Annotated in this window: 13 protein-coding genes; 9 read left to right on the forward strand and 4 right to left on the reverse strand. The window is 68.7% G+C overall.

Annotated features, from left to right (window positions below; translation table 11 throughout):
• Positions 1-103 precede the first annotated feature (103 nt).
• A complete protein-coding gene (locus BKN51_RS34015) occupies positions 104-2,491 on the forward strand; it encodes a transglycosylase domain-containing protein (protein ID WP_101611506.1) in 2,388 nt (795 codons plus the stop codon).
• A gap of 162 nt (positions 2,492-2,653) precedes the next feature.
• Positions 2,654-5,197, forward strand: a complete 2,544-nt coding sequence (locus tag BKN51_RS34020) for a transglycosylase domain-containing protein (RefSeq protein ID WP_101611507.1) — start codon at positions 2,654-2,656, stop codon at positions 5,195-5,197.
• Positions 5,198-5,282: 85 nt separating this feature from the next.
• On the opposite strand, the gene BKN51_RS34025 is transcribed toward BKN51_RS34020, so the two are convergent.
• Complete coding sequence (locus BKN51_RS34025; RefSeq protein ID WP_442857704.1) at positions 5,283-6,317, reverse strand: Gfo/Idh/MocA family oxidoreductase; 1,035 nt, start codon at positions 6,315-6,317, stop codon at positions 5,283-5,285.
• 70 nt (positions 6,318-6,387) lie between these two features.
• Here BKN51_RS34025 and BKN51_RS34030 point away from each other — a divergent pair, with 70 nt between their 5' ends.
• Positions 6,388-7,476 (forward strand): ROK family transcriptional regulator, encoded by a 1,089-nt coding sequence (locus BKN51_RS34030; protein WP_101611509.1) that lies wholly within the window; start codon positions 6,388-6,390, stop codon positions 7,474-7,476.
• Between the two features lie 17 nt (positions 7,477-7,493).
• On the forward strand, positions 7,494-9,038 hold the full coding sequence (locus tag BKN51_RS34035) for a glycosyltransferase family 87 protein (RefSeq protein ID WP_101611510.1): 1,545 nt from the start codon (positions 7,494-7,496) through the stop codon (positions 9,036-9,038).
• Here the strand turns inward: BKN51_RS34035 and BKN51_RS34040 are convergent.
• Positions 8,995-9,333 (reverse strand): hypothetical protein, encoded by a 339-nt coding sequence (locus BKN51_RS34040; RefSeq protein ID WP_233223049.1) that lies wholly within the window; start codon positions 9,331-9,333, stop codon positions 8,995-8,997. The two genes, BKN51_RS34035 and BKN51_RS34040, sit on opposite strands and share 44 nt — an antisense overlap.
• 45 nt (positions 9,334-9,378) lie before the next feature.
• Complete coding sequence (locus tag BKN51_RS34045) at positions 9,379-9,888, reverse strand: hypothetical protein (protein ID WP_101611511.1); 510 nt, start codon at positions 9,886-9,888, stop codon at positions 9,379-9,381.
• 111 nt (positions 9,889-9,999) lie between these two features.
• Between BKN51_RS34045 and BKN51_RS34050 the strand changes: the two genes are divergently transcribed.
• Complete coding sequence (locus BKN51_RS34050; protein WP_101611512.1) at positions 10,000-10,479, forward strand: hypothetical protein; 480 nt, start codon at positions 10,000-10,002, stop codon at positions 10,477-10,479.
• Positions 10,480-10,707: 228 nt separating this feature from the next.
• Here BKN51_RS34050 and BKN51_RS34055 read toward each other — a convergent pair whose 3' ends face one another.
• Complete coding sequence (locus BKN51_RS34055; RefSeq protein WP_101611513.1) at positions 10,708-11,487, reverse strand: deoxyribonuclease IV; 780 nt, start codon at positions 11,485-11,487, stop codon at positions 10,708-10,710.
• Positions 11,488-11,608: 121 nt separating this feature from the next.
• On the opposite strand from BKN51_RS34055, the gene BKN51_RS34060 reads away from it, so the two are divergent.
• From BKN51_RS34060 to rpsF, 4 genes are all read left to right on the forward strand, one after another.
• Positions 11,609-12,418: a hypothetical protein gene (locus BKN51_RS34060; protein WP_101611514.1), complete on the forward strand. Its 810-nt coding sequence runs from the start codon at positions 11,609-11,611 to the stop codon at positions 12,416-12,418.
• A 124-nt stretch (positions 12,419-12,542) separates the two neighbouring features.
• Positions 12,543-13,436: a hypothetical protein gene (locus tag BKN51_RS34065; RefSeq protein WP_101611515.1), complete on the forward strand. Its 894-nt coding sequence runs from the start codon at positions 12,543-12,545 to the stop codon at positions 13,434-13,436.
• A gap of 118 nt (positions 13,437-13,554) precedes the next feature.
• The gene (locus tag BKN51_RS34070) at positions 13,555-14,445 is read left to right on the forward strand and encodes a hypothetical protein (protein WP_101613622.1); all 891 of its coding nucleotides are present in this window, start codon (positions 13,555-13,557) and stop codon (positions 14,443-14,445) included.
• Positions 14,446-14,546: 101 nt separating this feature from the next.
• Positions 14,547-14,867: a 30S ribosomal protein S6 gene (gene rpsF / locus BKN51_RS34075; RefSeq protein WP_174720483.1), complete on the forward strand. Its 321-nt coding sequence runs from the start codon at positions 14,547-14,549 to the stop codon at positions 14,865-14,867.
• Positions 14,868-14,870 lie beyond the last annotated feature (3 nt).

Here is a 14,870-nt window from a genome sequence, read left to right on the forward strand (position 1 = left end):
TGGCCGCCCCCAGCGTTCCCAGCAGGGCGCCGTCGGTCACCGGCCGCCGCCGCCCCCGCCCGGCAACCGCCGCCCGCCCGCTCCCGCCGACCAGGCGACCGCGATGGTCCGCCCGGTCGAGCCGGACCCGTACGAGCGCGAGCCGGACCTCATCACGCACCACACGCACAACGGCACCGAAGACCCGTACGGCTACGACCCGTACGACGATCGCTATGACGATCGTCACGAAAGCTCGGCCCTCGGCGCCGAGGGTGACGATCAGTACAAAGACGAGCCCGCCGAGGACGAAGACGGCGACAAGAAGAAGGTCCTCACGCCGAAGCAGCGCAAAAAGCGCCGCTGGCGGATCATCCGCCGGGTCCTCTACTCGATGTTCGGCCTGTTCGTCGTGGTGCCGGCGATCGCGTTCGTCATCACCTACTTCCTGGTGGACGTCCCGTCGCAGGAAAGCATCGCGAGCCTGCAGAGCCAGCCGATCACGCTGACGTACGCCGACGGCAGTCCGATGGGCAAGATCGCGCCCGCGAGCGGCGGCAGCCGGTACCTGCTTCAGCCGGGCGACGTCCCGGACGCGGTCAAGAAGGCCGTTTACGCGGCCGAGGACTCGTCGTTCGAAACCAACTCCGGGTTCGACGTCGGCGGCATCCTGCGCGCGGTCTACAACAACGTCACCGGCGGCCAGGGCGGCGGTTCGACGATCTCCCAGCAGTACATCAAGAAGGCCACGGCCAACGAGGCTCCGACGCTCACCCGTAAATGGACCGAGCTGGCCAAATCCTTCAAGATGAACAACCAGATGTCCAAAGAGGAGATCATCACCGCGTACCTCAACACCATCTACTTCGGTCGCGGCGCGAACGGCATCGAAGCGGCCGCGCAGGCCTACTTCAAGAAGCCCGCCAAGGAGCTCGGCGCGTCCGAGGCCGCCTTGCTCGCCGGCCTGATCCAGGGCCCGAGCAAGTCCGAGAACGACGCGTACGCGCAGAGGCGCTGGAACTTCGTGATGGACCAGATGGTGGCGAACAAGTGGCTCGACCCGGGTCAGCGTGCCACCGCCGAGTATCCGAAGCCGATCCCGAAGGCTCAGGCGAAGGCCGACGACGCCGGGACGCTGAGCCTGCACATCCGCAACCGCGTGATCGACGAGCTCGAGGCCCGCGGCTACGACCAGGACCGGCTGCACCAGGGCGGCTTCAAGATCACCACGACGATCGACCCCAAGGCGCAGAAGATGGCCGAGGAGTCCGTCGCCGAGGGGATGAAGGGCCAGACGGACGAGAACATCCTGAACGCGCTGGTCGCGATCGATCCCAAGACCGGCGGTGTGGTCGCCTACTGGGGCGGCCCGGACTGGACGAAGAACGCGCAGGGCCAGGACGTCCAGGCCATCGACTGGGCGAACGTGCCGCACAACCCCGGATCGGCGTTCAAGGCCTTCGACCTGACCGCGTTCCTCAAGATGGGCAAGGGACTCGGCGAGACGTTCGACGGCTCCAACAACCGGAAGTTCGACGGCCGCACGATCCGGAACGCGGGCGAGAGCTCCAACTGCGGTACGCAATGCACGGTCGCCGAGGCGATGAAGGTCTCCGCGAACACCGTGTTCTACGACATGGTCCGCAACGCGACGAAGATCGACCCGGTGGCGAAGGCCGCGAAGGAAGCCGGCGTGATGGTGGAGGCCGACGGCGGCAAGGCGAAGCTGAGCCCCGACATCAACATCGCCCTCGGCGGTGGTGGCACGGTCACCACGGCCGAGGACATGGCGGCCGGTTTCGCCACCTTCGCCGGTGAAGGCGTCCGGCAGAAGCAGCACTTCGTCGCCAAGCTGGCCAACTCCCAGGACGAGGTCGAGTTCGACGAGACGGCCCCCAAGGGCTCTCCCGCCTTCAGTGACGACGCCGACAAGAGCAAGCAGATCGCCGGCAACGTCACGGACGCGCTCGAAGAGGTCATCCCGTACTCGAAGCTGAAGTGCCCGAAGGGTCACGACTGCGCGGGCAAGACCGGCACGCAGCAGTACGACTTCAAGGACAGCGACCCGGCCAGCTACCGCGACCGCAACGCGCAGACCTGGATGGTGGGCTACACGCCGACCATCTCGACCTCGGTGTGGGTCGGCGGCGACGGCAACAAGCCGCTGCACGACAAGAGCGGCAAGCCGGTCTACGGCCGGACCATCGCGGGTCCGATCTGGGAAGACTTCATGTCCCGGTACATGACCGGCAAGCCGTCGGAGAAGTTCGACAACGTCAAGCCGATCGGCAAGGACGCCAGGTACGTGCCGCCGACGACGGCCTCGAAGCCGCCGCAGACGTCGACGCCGCCCGAGACGCCGACGACCACTCCGACGCCGACGATTCCCACCGAGCCGACCGAGCCGACGGAAACCGGCGGCTGGCCGACGAAACCGACCAAGCCCACGAAGCCGACCAGGCCGGGGCCGGGGACTTCGGAGCCGTTGTTCCCGAACGGCGAAGATCCGTGATGACCGGGCGAAGCGCATGAAAAAGGTGTGCCGGGCAGGCTGCCCGGCACACCTTTTTTCGTCGCCCCCGGTGAACCTGAACCGATTTGATACGTCTTAGGTAGAAGGAGACCTGCGACCGCAGGACCGCGCTCACCCACGAAAGGTTCGGAGGACGTCAAGGTGAACGACGATCCCCACGGCGGATGGCCAGGTCAGGACCCGGACCCCGCCCGTCGTCCGCAACGCCCGGCCGGACCGCCCCGCCGCCCCGCCGGAGGTCCTCCTCCGGGTTACGGGCAGCAACAGGGTCCCGGACCGCAGGGACCGGGGCAGGCACCGTGGCAGCGGCAGGGTTCGCCCCAGCAGCCGCCGCCCCAGCAGCCGCGACGTTCGCAGCGACCGCCGGTCGCGCCGCAGCACGAGCCGGACCTCATCACGCATCACGAGCACAACGGCACCGAGCACCGGTACGACGCCGACCGCGGCTATGAAGAGCCGTACGAAGACGAGCAGTACGCCCCGGAGACCGACGAAAACGGGAAGCCGATCCTCACCCCGGCGCAGCGCAAGAAACGCCGGTGGAGACGGATCCGGCGGGTCTTGCTCGCCCTGTTCTGCCTGTTCGTCGTCATCCCGGGGATCGCGTTCGTGATCACCTACTTCAACGTCGACGTCCCTTCGCCGCAGTCGATCGCGGCGACGCAGGGCCAAGCGGTGACGTACTACTACGCCGACAACACCGAAATGGGCAAGGACGTGCCCAAGGGTGGCAACCGGCAGATCCTGACGCCGGAGCAGATCCCGGACATCGTCAAGAAGGCCGTCATCGCCACCGAAGACGCCTCCTTCGAGACGAACTCCGGCTTCGACATCGGCGGCATCCTGCGCGCGGTCTACAACCAGGTGACCGCGGGCAAGGGCGGTGGTTCGACCATCTCCCAGCAGTACATCAAGGTCGCCAGCGGGGACGACGAATCGTCACTCACCCGTAAATGGACCGAACTCGCCAAATCCTTCAAGATGAACCAGACGTACGAGAAGAAGGACATCATCTCGGCGTACCTGAACATCATCTACTACGGGCGCGGCGCGTACGGCATCGAATCGGCCGCGCAGGCGTTCTTCGCCAAGCCCGCCGGCGAGCTGAACGCTTCCGAAGCGGCGCTCCTCGCGGGCCTCATCCAGCAGCCCGGCCGTTCGGAGAACCCCAAGGTCGCGAACGAACGCTGGACCGTCGCGCTGAACCGGATGGTGCAGAACGGTTTCCTCTCCGCCGCGGACCGCGCGAACCTGCAGTTCCCGACGCCGGTGCCGCAGGCCGACAAGGAACAGGCCGGGGTGGTCAACCCGTTCATCCGCGACAAGGTCAAGGAAGAACTGGCCGCGAACGGCATCACCGACAGCGCCTATTACACGGGCGGCTACAAGGTCTACACGACCATCGACCCGAAGGCGCAGGCCGCGGCCGAACAGGCGATCGCCGACGGGATGAAGGGCCAGACCGACGAGAACCTGCTCAACGCGCTCGTCGCGATCGACCCCAAAACCGGCGGGGTGAAGGCGTACTACGGTGGCCCGTCCATCGTGAAGGGACCCGACGGCAAGGACCAGAAGGGCCGGGACTGGGCGAACACGCCGCAGAACCCCGGGTCGTCGATGAAGCCGTTCGACCTCACCGCGTACATGCAGATGGGCAAGGGCGGCATCAACTCGACGTTCGACGGGTCCAACAACCGGCAGTTCGGGAAGCAGACGATCCGCAACGCCGGTCCCGGCAGCTCGTGTTCGGCGCAGTGCACGGTGTCCGAAGCGATGCAACGCTCCGCGAACACGGTGTTCTACGACATGGTCGTGAACGTGACCAAGCCCGGGCCGGTGGCACAGGCGGCCAAGGACGCCGGGATCAAACCCGCTCCCGAAGGCGCCTCCGAACTGTTCGCCGACAACAACATCGCGCTCGGCGGTGGCAAGACGGCCGTCAGCCCGGAGGACATGGCCGCCGGGTACGCGACCTTCGCGGGCGATGGCCAGCGGCGGAACAGGCATTTCGTCGCCAAGGTGACCAACTCGCAGGACGAGGCCGCGTACTCGGCTCCGGAGGAGGCGAAGCCCGCTTTCTCCGACAACTCCGACAAGAGCAAGCAGATCGCGGGCAACGTCACCGAGTCGCTCAAGGGTGTCATCCCGTTCTCGAAGCTCAAGTGCCCCAACGGTCACGAGTGCGCGGGCAAGACGGGAACCCAGCAGCACACCTACCGGCAGGGCGAGCCCGCGTCGGCGAAGGACTCCAACTCGCAGACCTGGATGGTCGGCTACACGCCGTCGATCTCGGCCGCGGTGTGGGTCGGCGGCGACGGCGACAAGGCACTGAAGGGCAAGAACGGCAAGGCGATCTTCGGTTCGACGATCGCCGGGCCGATCTGGCAGAAGTTCCTTTCGCTGTACCTGAACGGCAAGCCGGGGGAGCGCTTCGACAAGGTCAAGATCATCGGCGGGGATGACAACAACACCGTCCCGTCGACGCAGACCCCGCCGGGCGACAACGAGGACCCGAACGAGACCGGCACGCCGTCGACGGGCCCGTCGACAGGGCAGTCTTCGCGGAGTGAGGAGACGGAGCCGCCGTCGAGCTCGAAGAACCCGCCTTCGTCCAGTGAGAACAACGGGGAAGAAGGCAACGGCAACGGTCCCGGCCGCGGTGGCGGCAGAGGGGACAACGGATAGCTGAAGGGGCCCTTCACCGCATGTCACGCGGTGAAGGGCCCCTTTGCTACGTCCTATGCGGGGAAAGTCCCCTTCAGCCCCCCGGTCAGAGGGTGACGACGCGCCGTTCGGCACCCGAAAGGTGAGCGGCTTCGATGATCCGGAGCGCCTCGACGGCGGAGGCGGGATCGACCGGGAACTCGCCCTTGCCTAGGAGCGCGTCGCGCACCTGCGCGTAGAAGTCCTCGTAGCGGCCGACCTCGGTGGGCACGGTCTCGACGTCGTCGTTCACGCCCAGCTTTCCGGCGTCCGACGGCGGCTCGACCGCCCAGCCGGGGTCACCGGGCCGCAGCCCGTCCTTGATCTGCGGCTCTTGGACGTCGAGGCCGTACTTGGTGAACGTCGCCTTGTCGCCGAGCACGCGGAACCGGGGGTTCCGGGTCCCCGCCAGCGCGGACGCCCACAGATGCGAGCGCACGCCGTTGGTGTGGTGGAGGGCGACGAAGACGTCGTCGTCGACCGAGACCCCGTCACGACGCTTGTCGACTTCCGCGTAGACCTCCGCGACCGGGCCGAACAGCTGCAGCGCCTGGTCGACGATATGCGCGCCGAGGTCGTAGAGCAGCCCGCCCGCCTCCGCGGGATCACCGAACTCGCGCCAGTTGTCCCGCGGCTTCGGCACCCAGCGGTCGTAGCGTGATTCGAAGCGGAAGACGTCGCCGAGGCGGCCCGCGTCGAGCAGCTTCCGGACGGTGAGGAAGTCCGAGTCGAACCGGCGGTTCTGGAACACCGTCAGGCCGACGCCGTTGGCCTGCGCGGCCTCGACGACCTTCGCCGCTTCGGCCGCGGTCGGCGCGAAAGGCTTGTCGACCACGACGGGCAGCCCTGCCTCGATCGCCCGAAGCGCGAGCGGGACGTGCGTGCGGTTCGGCGTGCTGACGACGACCAGGTCCAGGTCGGCCGCCTTCGCGAACAGCGCGTCCGCGTCCGGCAGCACGTCGGCGGCCGGATAGTCGGCGCTGGCCTGCCCGACCCGGTCCGGGTTCGAGGTGACGATGGCGGCCGGGGTCAGCCCCGGCGTCGCGCTGATCAGCGGGGCGTGGAAGACGCGCCCGCCGATGCCGTATCCGAAGATCCCCACTCGCAAGTCAGCCATGCCTCCATTAAACAACAGTGTTGCGTAATCAGCCAGCCGTGGCAGGATGCGCGCTATGCCGGAGACCGGGGTCAATCTGCGCGGGCTGCGCCAGCACAATCGGGCACTGCTGCTCACGCACATCCTGCGCGCGGGCGGGCTCAGCCGCGTCGAGCTGGCGGAACGCACCCGGCTCACACAGCAAGCCGTCTCGAAGATCGTCCCCGAACTGCTCGAAGCCGGCCTGCTGGACGAGGAACGCCAGCCCGCGGCCGGGGTCGGCAAGCCGCGCACGCTGCTGCGCATCCGCCCGGACGCCCGGCACGCGCTCGGCGCGCAGCTCGACCGGGACTCCTTCCGGGTGGTCCGGACCGATCTGGCCGGGAAGATCGTCGCTTCGGAAGGCGGGCCGCTGTCGCCGGGATTCACCCCTGACCAGGCCGTTTCCGCGCTGGGTGAAGCGACGGAAGCACTGCTCGACGGCATCGAGCGTGAACGCGTGCTCGGCCTCGGCGTCGGCAGTGTCGGCCCGCTCGACCACCACGAAGGCGTGGTCCGGGACGCCACGAACATGCCGGGCTGGCACCACGTCCCCCTGCGCGACCTGCTCGCGAAGCGCACCGGCCTGCCCGTGCGGCTCGACAAGAACACCAACGCCGCCGCCTTCGCCCAGCACTGGCCGGAGGGCGACCGGGCCGCGACCGCCGTCGTGCTCGTCGGCACCGGGATCGGCGTCGGCCTGCTGATCGACGGCAGGCTGTACCGCGGGCCGCGCACCAACGCGGGTGAATTCGGGCATACGACCCTCGCCTTCGACGGACCGCGCTGCGCGTGCGGGCGCCGCGGCTGCGTCGAGGTGCTGCACAACGCGGCGGCGACCACGGAGGAGGCGGCGGGGCTGCTGGGGATCGGGCTCGCCGACCTCGTCCAGATCCTCGACCTCGAACGTGTCGTGCTGACCGGGCGTTCGGTCCGCGAGGAGCCGGAGGTGTACCGCGACACGGTCGCCGCGCGGCTCCGGGAACTGCTGCCTTTGCCGCACTGGCAACGAATCCAGGTCGATCTCGACGAGATGGGCGACGACGTCGTCGCGTTCGGCGCGGCGGCCGAGGTACTCGCCGGGTTCTACGACAGCGGCGATATCACCGGAGGGTCACCCGGATAGGCGCTAACATCCGCCACGTGTCCGACCAGACGACCCCGCCGGAGCGCGAGACCCCGCTGTCCCTCACCCCGGGCGAGCGGGTCATCCCGAGCTGGAACGAACCGCTCGTGGCCGCGGCCACCCGGCCGATCGGCGGCCCGCTCGGCGAGCACGCGGCCGTGGGGCGGCACTGGTTCTGGTCGCCGCAGCGGGTCGGGCTGCTGCTGGCCTGCCTCGCGCTGCTGCTCTCGTGGTTCGGCAAGGCGTCCTGCATCCAGCAGTACACCGACGACTCCGGCACGAACCAGCTCGACTGGCGGGCGGGCCGCCCGTTCGTCGCGATGTGCTATTCGGACATCATCCCGCTCTACAGTTCCGAGCGGCTGAACGATCCCGAAACCTTCCCGTACGTGACTTCGTGGACCGAGGACGCGGGAACGGCGAAGGAGACCACGCGGTACATGGAGTACCCGGTCGCGACCGGGCTGTTCCAGTGGATCAACGCGAAGCTCACCGAGGCCTGGCTCTCGATCGCGGAATCGGGCTGGCTGCCCGGCGCGCTCCCGGTCGCCGTCTACTTCAACATCTCGGCGCTCTGGCTCGCGCTGGCCTGGCTCGTCACGGTGTGGGCGACCGGCCGGTCGTTGAAACGCCGGCCATGGGACGCGGTGCTGGTGGCGATCTCGCCGCTGGTGCTGGTGCACACCTTCACCAACTTCGACGCCATCGCGACCGCGTTCACCGCGACCGCGCTGCTCGCCTGGGCCCGGAAGCGGCCCGAGATCGCGGGTTTCCTGCTCGGTCTCGGCGCGGCGGCGAAGCTGTATCCGCTGCTCCTGCTCATCCCGTTGTTCTTCCTGTGCCTGCGCGCGGGCAAGGTCAAACACTGGGCACTCACCGCCGGGCTCGCCGCGGCGACGTTCGTGGTGGTCAACGTCCCGTTCGCGCTCGCCGCGCCGACCGGCTGGTGGGAGTTCTTCCGGCTCAACACGACGCGCCCGATGGATCCGGACTCGCTCTACAACGTGTTCTCCCACCTGTCCGGCTGGGCCGGTTTCGACGGGAAACTCACCGCGGGCCAGACACCGGTCGTGCTCAACACCGTCGTCGCGGTGCTGTTCCTCGCCGCCTGCGCCGGCATCGGGTACGTCGCACTGAAGGCACCGCGCCGTCCGCGGCTCGGGCAGCTGGCCTTCCTGGTGGTGGCCGCGTTCCTGCTGACCAACAAGGTGTGGAGCCCGCAGTACTCGCTGTGGCTGGTGCCGCTGGCGGTCCTCGCGATCCCGCGCTGGCGGCTGCTGCTCGGCTGGATGGTCATCGACGCGCTCGTCTGGGCGCCGCGGATGATGTACTACCTCGGCGTCGACCACAAAGGCCTGCCCGAGGACTGGTTCCTCGGCACCGTCGTCGTCCGCGACCTCGCGGTGATCGGCCTGTGCGCGCTGGTGGTCCGCGACATCTACCGGCCGCGGACCGACCCCGTCCGCCTCGCCGGTGACGACGATCCGGTGGGCGGCTTCCTCGATGGCGCTCCTGACGTCAAACGCGCTTCAACACGTCAGGTCCAGGACGTTCCAGCCTGAGATTCTTGCCGAAGTCCTCGGCACCGAAGTCGTTGATCTGGACGACGACCGCTTCGGGTGACGTCTCGACGAGGCGGCAGGTGACCCAGTCCTCGCCGTGCTTGACCGACCAGCGCTCGGCGAGCACGGCCAGGCCTTCGGCCTCCAGCAACGCGACGGAGTCGTCGAAGGCGGCCGGCCCGCCGAGCGGGTAGCCGAAAACGGTCAGTGCCTGCCAGCGCGTGTCCGGCGCGGGGACGACGTAGCCGACGTGCTCGCCGTCCTCCGCCCGGTAGACGGTCCGATTCTCGATCATGCGGACCAGGTTCGACCCTCCCGTGGCGAGAGGGTCAAGCCGATTTCATCGGACGGTGTAGCCGCCCGTGCTCGTCTGGAAGAACGGCACCGGTCCGGTGCACGGCAGGACGTCGTGCTCGATTCCGCCGTAGGCCCAGCTCCAGCCGATCCGATCGTGGCCGCGCGGCTCGTCCTGCACCGAGAAGCCGACCCGGCGGCCGACGACGTTCACGGGGAGGCCGGGAATGTCGGCGCGTTCGATCACGCCGGTCAGGATGGCGAGGTTGCCGGCGCGGGAGACACAGTCGACCCGGCCGTCGAAGTCGGCGACGAGTTTTCCGTCCTTGGTCAGATGATTCACGTGGAACCGGCCCGAAGACTTGCCGGGTTCGCCGAACGCGGCGAAGTCGAAGCGGACCGGTTCGTTGTCGTAGCCCGGGAACGTCAACGGTCCGCCCGCCGATCCCAAGACGACCGAACCCCGCTCCGGCGCGGCACTCGCCTGCGTCGCCCCCAGTGTTCCCGCCGCGATGGCGAGCACGGCGACCGCGGCGAGCTTCGACTTGATGTTCATGGCTTCCCTCCAGTACCAGGACCGTCCTGATGGGAATGAGCCTTCCTCCCCGCGCCCGGCCGGTCCTCCCACTGGAGAGGGAAAAGCCTCCCGCTTGAGTAGCCTGCGCGCATGGCCTTCCACCTGGCGCACGGCACGGTCGTCCACCGCACGACGACGTTGCACGGGTATTCCGCGATCATCATGGTCGAGCGCTTCACGGGCGGCCGGTGGCAACTCGCGGCGGGATTGCCGCGTGACGCCGAAGAGCTCACCGACGACGCCGTGCGGGAAATGCTGGGGGAGGCCGCCGACGAACCGAGCCCGTTCGCGCTCCCACCGGAAGACGGCGTGGCGAGCGGGCTGAACGCGCGGTCGGCCCAGCTGGATTCGATGATCGACACCACGGTGGAGTGGCTGCGGAGGACCGCGGTCGGCACCGACACCGAGCTGGCGTGGGCCCGCTACCAGTCGTCGGATTACGACTACGAGCTCGACACCCGGGAAGCCCTGCGCGACGCCGCGTCGCTCCTGTCCCAGATGGTCGAGCAGCGCACCATGCTCGCCGCGCGTGCCGAGATGCGACGGCGGAAGCGCGAAGACGAGGACTGACTGACGACCCCGCGCCAGTCCGGACGGCGTGCGCCCTTCGCAACATCCCCTCAGGCGGACTGGCGCTATGGCGATCGGGTAGGTGAGGCGGGACTGTGTGGATTTCGGGACGTCAGATGTCCCAAAATCCACACAGTCACCAGGCCCGGGGACGACGCCTTTGCCTTGTCCCGCATTTAGTCCTCTTAAATGTGGTGGAACGCATCTAGAGGACCAAACGCGGGAGGGTCAGGCGGAGGCGACGCGCTCGCGGACGTAGGCGATGTCGGCGGCCTGGCCGTCGGCCGGGGTCTCGACGATCACCGGGGCGCCCGCCTCGGCGGCGACCGCGGCCAGCACCTCGGGGTCGATCGTGCCGTCGCCGCCGACGATGTTGGCGTGCCGGTCCCGCGTGGAACCGAACTCGTCGCGCGAGTTGTTGAGGTGCACCAGGTCGATCCGGCCGGTGATGGCCTTGACCTTCTTGACCGCCTCGGTCAGGTCCCAGCCCGCCGCGTACGCGTGGCAGGTGTCGAAACAGAAGCCCGCGCCGAATTCGCCGACCTTGTCCCAGAGCCGGGCGATCGTGTCGAGGTCGCGGGTCATCGCGCTGTCGCCGCCGGCGGTGTTCTCGATCAGGATCGGCACGGCGAAGCCGCCCTTCTCCTGTTCACGCTCGAAAAGCTTGCGCCAGTTGACGAGGCCGTCTTCGACGTCTTCCGAAGAACCGACGTGGCCGCCGTGCACGACGAGCCCTTTCGCGCCGATCTCGGCCGCGCCGTTCGCGTGCTGGGTGACGTTCTTCCGCGACGGGATGCGGATGCGGTTGTTCAACGACGCCACGTTGATCAGGTACGGCGAGTGGATGAACACCTCGACCGGCGACTCTTTGATGGCTTCGCCGTGCGGATGGGGTTTGGGAGCCTTCCAGCCCTGCGGGTCGGAAAGGAAGAACTGGAGGACCTCGGCCTCGCGTTCGGCGACCGCGGAGAGGGGGTCGTCGTCGCGGACATGGGCACCGATTTTCATGCCAGCAAACTACCCTCGTCGCTTTTTCCCCGGCGCGGCCCAGGTTCGTCACGCTCGTGGGGTAGCGTGAGCGCGTTCCGTTAAAACCGCGTTGGGTCTTGAGGGGCGGAGGACGAACTCGATGGGGAAGACTGCCGGGCGGATCACGGCATTGGGTTTCGCACTTTCGGTATCGGCCGGACTCGCGTTCCCGATGGCCGCGATGGCCGCCGAGCCGAATCCGACCCTTTCCGGCAAATGCGCCGCGACACTCCAGAACGGGGAGACCGCGGACGGCCTCGTTCTCGACGCGGCCGCGCCGCTCAACTCGCCCGAGGCGCTGACGGTCGGTTTGGACTCGAAGGCCAAGACGGCCCAGGGCAAGAAGCCGCTGCTCTCACTGCCGGTCGGGGACTTGGTCAAGGCCACCGGCCTCACCGACAACGCGGTCGGCGACCTCGTCGCGAAGGGTGTCTGCCCGCCCGCGCAGGGTGTGGTGAACGCGGTCGGCAACCTGACGCAGGGCGTCGTCGACGAACTCCCCATCCCGCCCGATCCAGGTCCGGACCCCGAGCCCGAGCCCGAACCGCCGAACCCCGGGCCGAACCCGCCGCAGCCCCAGCCTCCGAAGCCGGGTCAGCCGGGCGGACCGGGCAGCGAACTCCCCGTCGAAACCGGCCCGGGTTCCTCCACCGGTATCGGCGGCGACTCGATCGCGGGTGTCATCAGCAACGCGGCGCTGCTGCCCGGGAACTTCGTCCAAGCGCCGGTGATCACCGAGATCATCCCCGGCGAGGTGCCGCCCACCGTCGACGAGAAGGACACCGGCAACGCGCAGGCCGTCCAGGCGCCGGTCGCCCCGGCCAAGCTGCCGTTGCTGCTCGCGGTGCTGGCGCTGGCCGTCGTCGCCGCGGCGCTGGTCCGAGCCTGGCTGCGGGGCAAGCCCGCCTGATCTTCACCGTCAGTGACGCCCGCTTCCACTCGAATGCCTGACCTCTTCGAGTGAGCGGGCGTTACTTGTCTCCATTAGCGTCGTTGGGCAGGTAGGTGAACCCGACGACGGAGGAGTCGAAGGCATGCGCGAACGGACACGGAGGGCGACAGCCCTGGGTGCCTCGGCCTTCATTCTCGCGGGCTCGGCCGCCCTTGCCATGCCCGGCACGGCCGCCGCCGCCGAGACCAAGACCGCCGTCTGCGGCGGTTCGGTGACCGCGAAGACCGGCGACAAGATCCTCGGGAAGACGCCGTTGCTCGGCATCCCACTCGACCTCGGCCACGCCGGCCCGGTCTCCGGAATCCTCACCGGCACGATCAACGCGCTGCTCGGCACGGTCTGCAAGGTGACGGTGACCGTGGTGAACGCCGTGATCGCGCCGGTCCCGGTCATCGGCGAACCCGCCGCCGAAGCGCTGACCGGCGCCGTCACCGGTACCCACGACGCCCTGACCGGCGCGGGCAAACCAGCGCCCGGCGGCAAGCCCGCACCCGAGAAGCCCGGCACCGGTACGCCCGGCACCGGCGGCCCGCAGACCGGCGGACCCGGCGCCCCGGCGCAGGGCGGGAACCCGGTGGGCAGCATCCCGGCGGCGAACAGTCCGCTGCTGCCCGGCACCTTCACCCCGAACTTCGGTGGCCTCCCCTGGGGCGCCAGCACGGGCTACGCCCCGATGCGCGACTACAGCTCCATCCCGATGGCGATGGCCGGTCTCTTCAGCCCCTCGCCCGGACTGCGGTACGGCGGCCAGATCCCGGGCTACACGCCGCAGTTCGGCCTCGCCGCCGAGGGTGAGAACACCGCCGGTAATCCGGACGTCCAGAATGCGGGACAGGCCGAGGCGCTACCGAGGGTGAGCGACGGATTCACTCAAGACGGGAAACTGCCGCTGCTGATCGCCGTTTTGGCACTCTCCGGAGTCAGCGCGGGCCTGGTTCGCACCTGGGTACTCCGCCGAATGGCCGCTACAAGTTAGTCCTACCGCCTAGTATCTTTCTGGTCACTCCCTCGTTATCCCCGTTGGTAGTGCTTTTCTCTCTGGTGAAAACCTGATGCACTGCCTGACGCCCCCACCGACCCGGAGGATCGCGCTCGTGCGGAAGACCACCATCTGGCAGACCACCCGCAAGGCGCTCACCGTCACCGCACTCGCGACCATGGTCACCGGTGGCGCGCTCCTGACGGCGGGCACCGCCTCGGCCGCCACCACGCTGGCGAACGCCTGCGGCGGCACCGTCAACGGCGGGATGAACGACACCGTCGCGATCACCGGCTCGTCGGTCAAGGAACTGGTGCGCGCGGGTGCGAAGGAAGCGGGCACGCTCGCCCTCTACGACGTCGCCGCGAACGACATCGCCAAGGTCAACACCATCTCCGTCGGCTCCGTCCCGAGCTCCGCGGGCGGCACGATCGACGGCAAGACGATCGGTGCGGCCGTACGGCAGGCGGTCAAGGAGACCAAGTCCTGGGGCCTCGGCCTCAACCCGGACAAGACGCTGGACACCATCGCGCACAAGGTGGCCGGGAGCTGTGGCCTGACCACGGTCGCGACGAACTACGTCGCGCCGACGCTGCCCACCCCCGGCACCACCGCCCCGCAGCAGGGCGGCAACGGCGGCGGCTCCAACGGCGTCCCGTCCTCCCCGAACCTGCTCCCCGGCGGCAGCAACGGCACCGGCTACGCCCCGCCGCGCGAATACGGCAACCTGCCGGTCGCGCAGCCGGGTGTCGCGGTGGCGCCGGGCGTGCGTTACCCGGCCAACAGCCCGCTTCCCGGTGAGGGTGGCCCGCAGTACGGCGTCCCCGGTGCCGACGGCCAGGCCGGGCAGGGCACCGACGTCCGCAACGCGGGCAACGCCGAGGCGCTCGCGACCGACGGCCTGCCCGGTGGCGACGTCCAGCTGCCGATGCTGCTCGCGGTCCTCGTGCTCGCCGGCGTGACCGCCGCGCTGGTCCGCACCTGGGTCCTGCGCCGCGTCTCCTGACGCCCGCTCGGGACCGCCGGAAGCCGCCAGGTACTCTTACCTGGACAAACCCTCCTGTCACGGACAGTCCGTGACCGCGAGCCCATAGGAGGTGAGTGGTTGTGTCACGCCATTACGAGGTAATGGTCATCCTTGACCCCACGCTCGACGAGCGCACGGTCGCCCCCACGCTGGACACTTTCCTCAACGTCATCCGCACTTCGGGCGGAAGCGTCGAGAAGGTCGACGTCTGGGGCCGTCGCCGGCTCTCCTACGAGATCAAGAAGCACGCCGAGGGCATCTACGCGCTCCTCGACCTGAACTCCAGCTTCGAAGCGGTGAAGGAGCTGGACCGTCAGCTCTCGCTGCAGGAGACCGTGCTCCGCACCAAGGTCATGCGCCGCGAGATCAAGCGCGCCGCTGCCGTCGCCGCCAAGGCCTGAGCC

Source organism: Amycolatopsis sp. BJA-103 (genome assembly GCF_002849735.1).
GTDB lineage: Bacteria > Actinomycetota > Actinomycetes > Mycobacteriales > Pseudonocardiaceae > Amycolatopsis.

What these genes read in the sequence shown, in the direction of transcription:
- BKN51_RS34015 (WP_101611506.1), top strand. Translation starts at nt 104, where the DNA reads ATGGTCCGCCCGGTCGAGCCGGACCCGTACGAGCGCGAGCCGGACCTC.
- BKN51_RS34030 (WP_101611509.1), top strand. Translation starts at nt 6,388, where the DNA reads ATGCCGGAGACCGGGGTCAATCTGCGCGGGCTGCGCCAGCACAATCGG.
- BKN51_RS34040 (WP_233223049.1), bottom strand. Translation starts at nt 9,333, where the DNA reads ATGATCGAGAATCGGACCGTCTACCGGGCGGAGGACGGCGAGCACGTC.
- BKN51_RS34045 (WP_101611511.1), bottom strand. Translation starts at nt 9,888, where the DNA reads ATGAACATCAAGTCGAAGCTCGCCGCGGTCGCCGTGCTCGCCATCGCG.
- BKN51_RS34050 (WP_101611512.1), top strand. Translation starts at nt 10,000, where the DNA reads ATGGCCTTCCACCTGGCGCACGGCACGGTCGTCCACCGCACGACGACG.
- BKN51_RS34055 (WP_101611513.1), bottom strand. Translation starts at nt 11,487, where the DNA reads ATGAAAATCGGTGCCCATGTCCGCGACGACGACCCCCTCTCCGCGGTC.
- BKN51_RS34060 (WP_101611514.1), top strand. Translation starts at nt 11,609, where the DNA reads ATGGGGAAGACTGCCGGGCGGATCACGGCATTGGGTTTCGCACTTTCG.
- BKN51_RS34065 (WP_101611515.1), top strand. Translation starts at nt 12,543, where the DNA reads ATGCGCGAACGGACACGGAGGGCGACAGCCCTGGGTGCCTCGGCCTTC.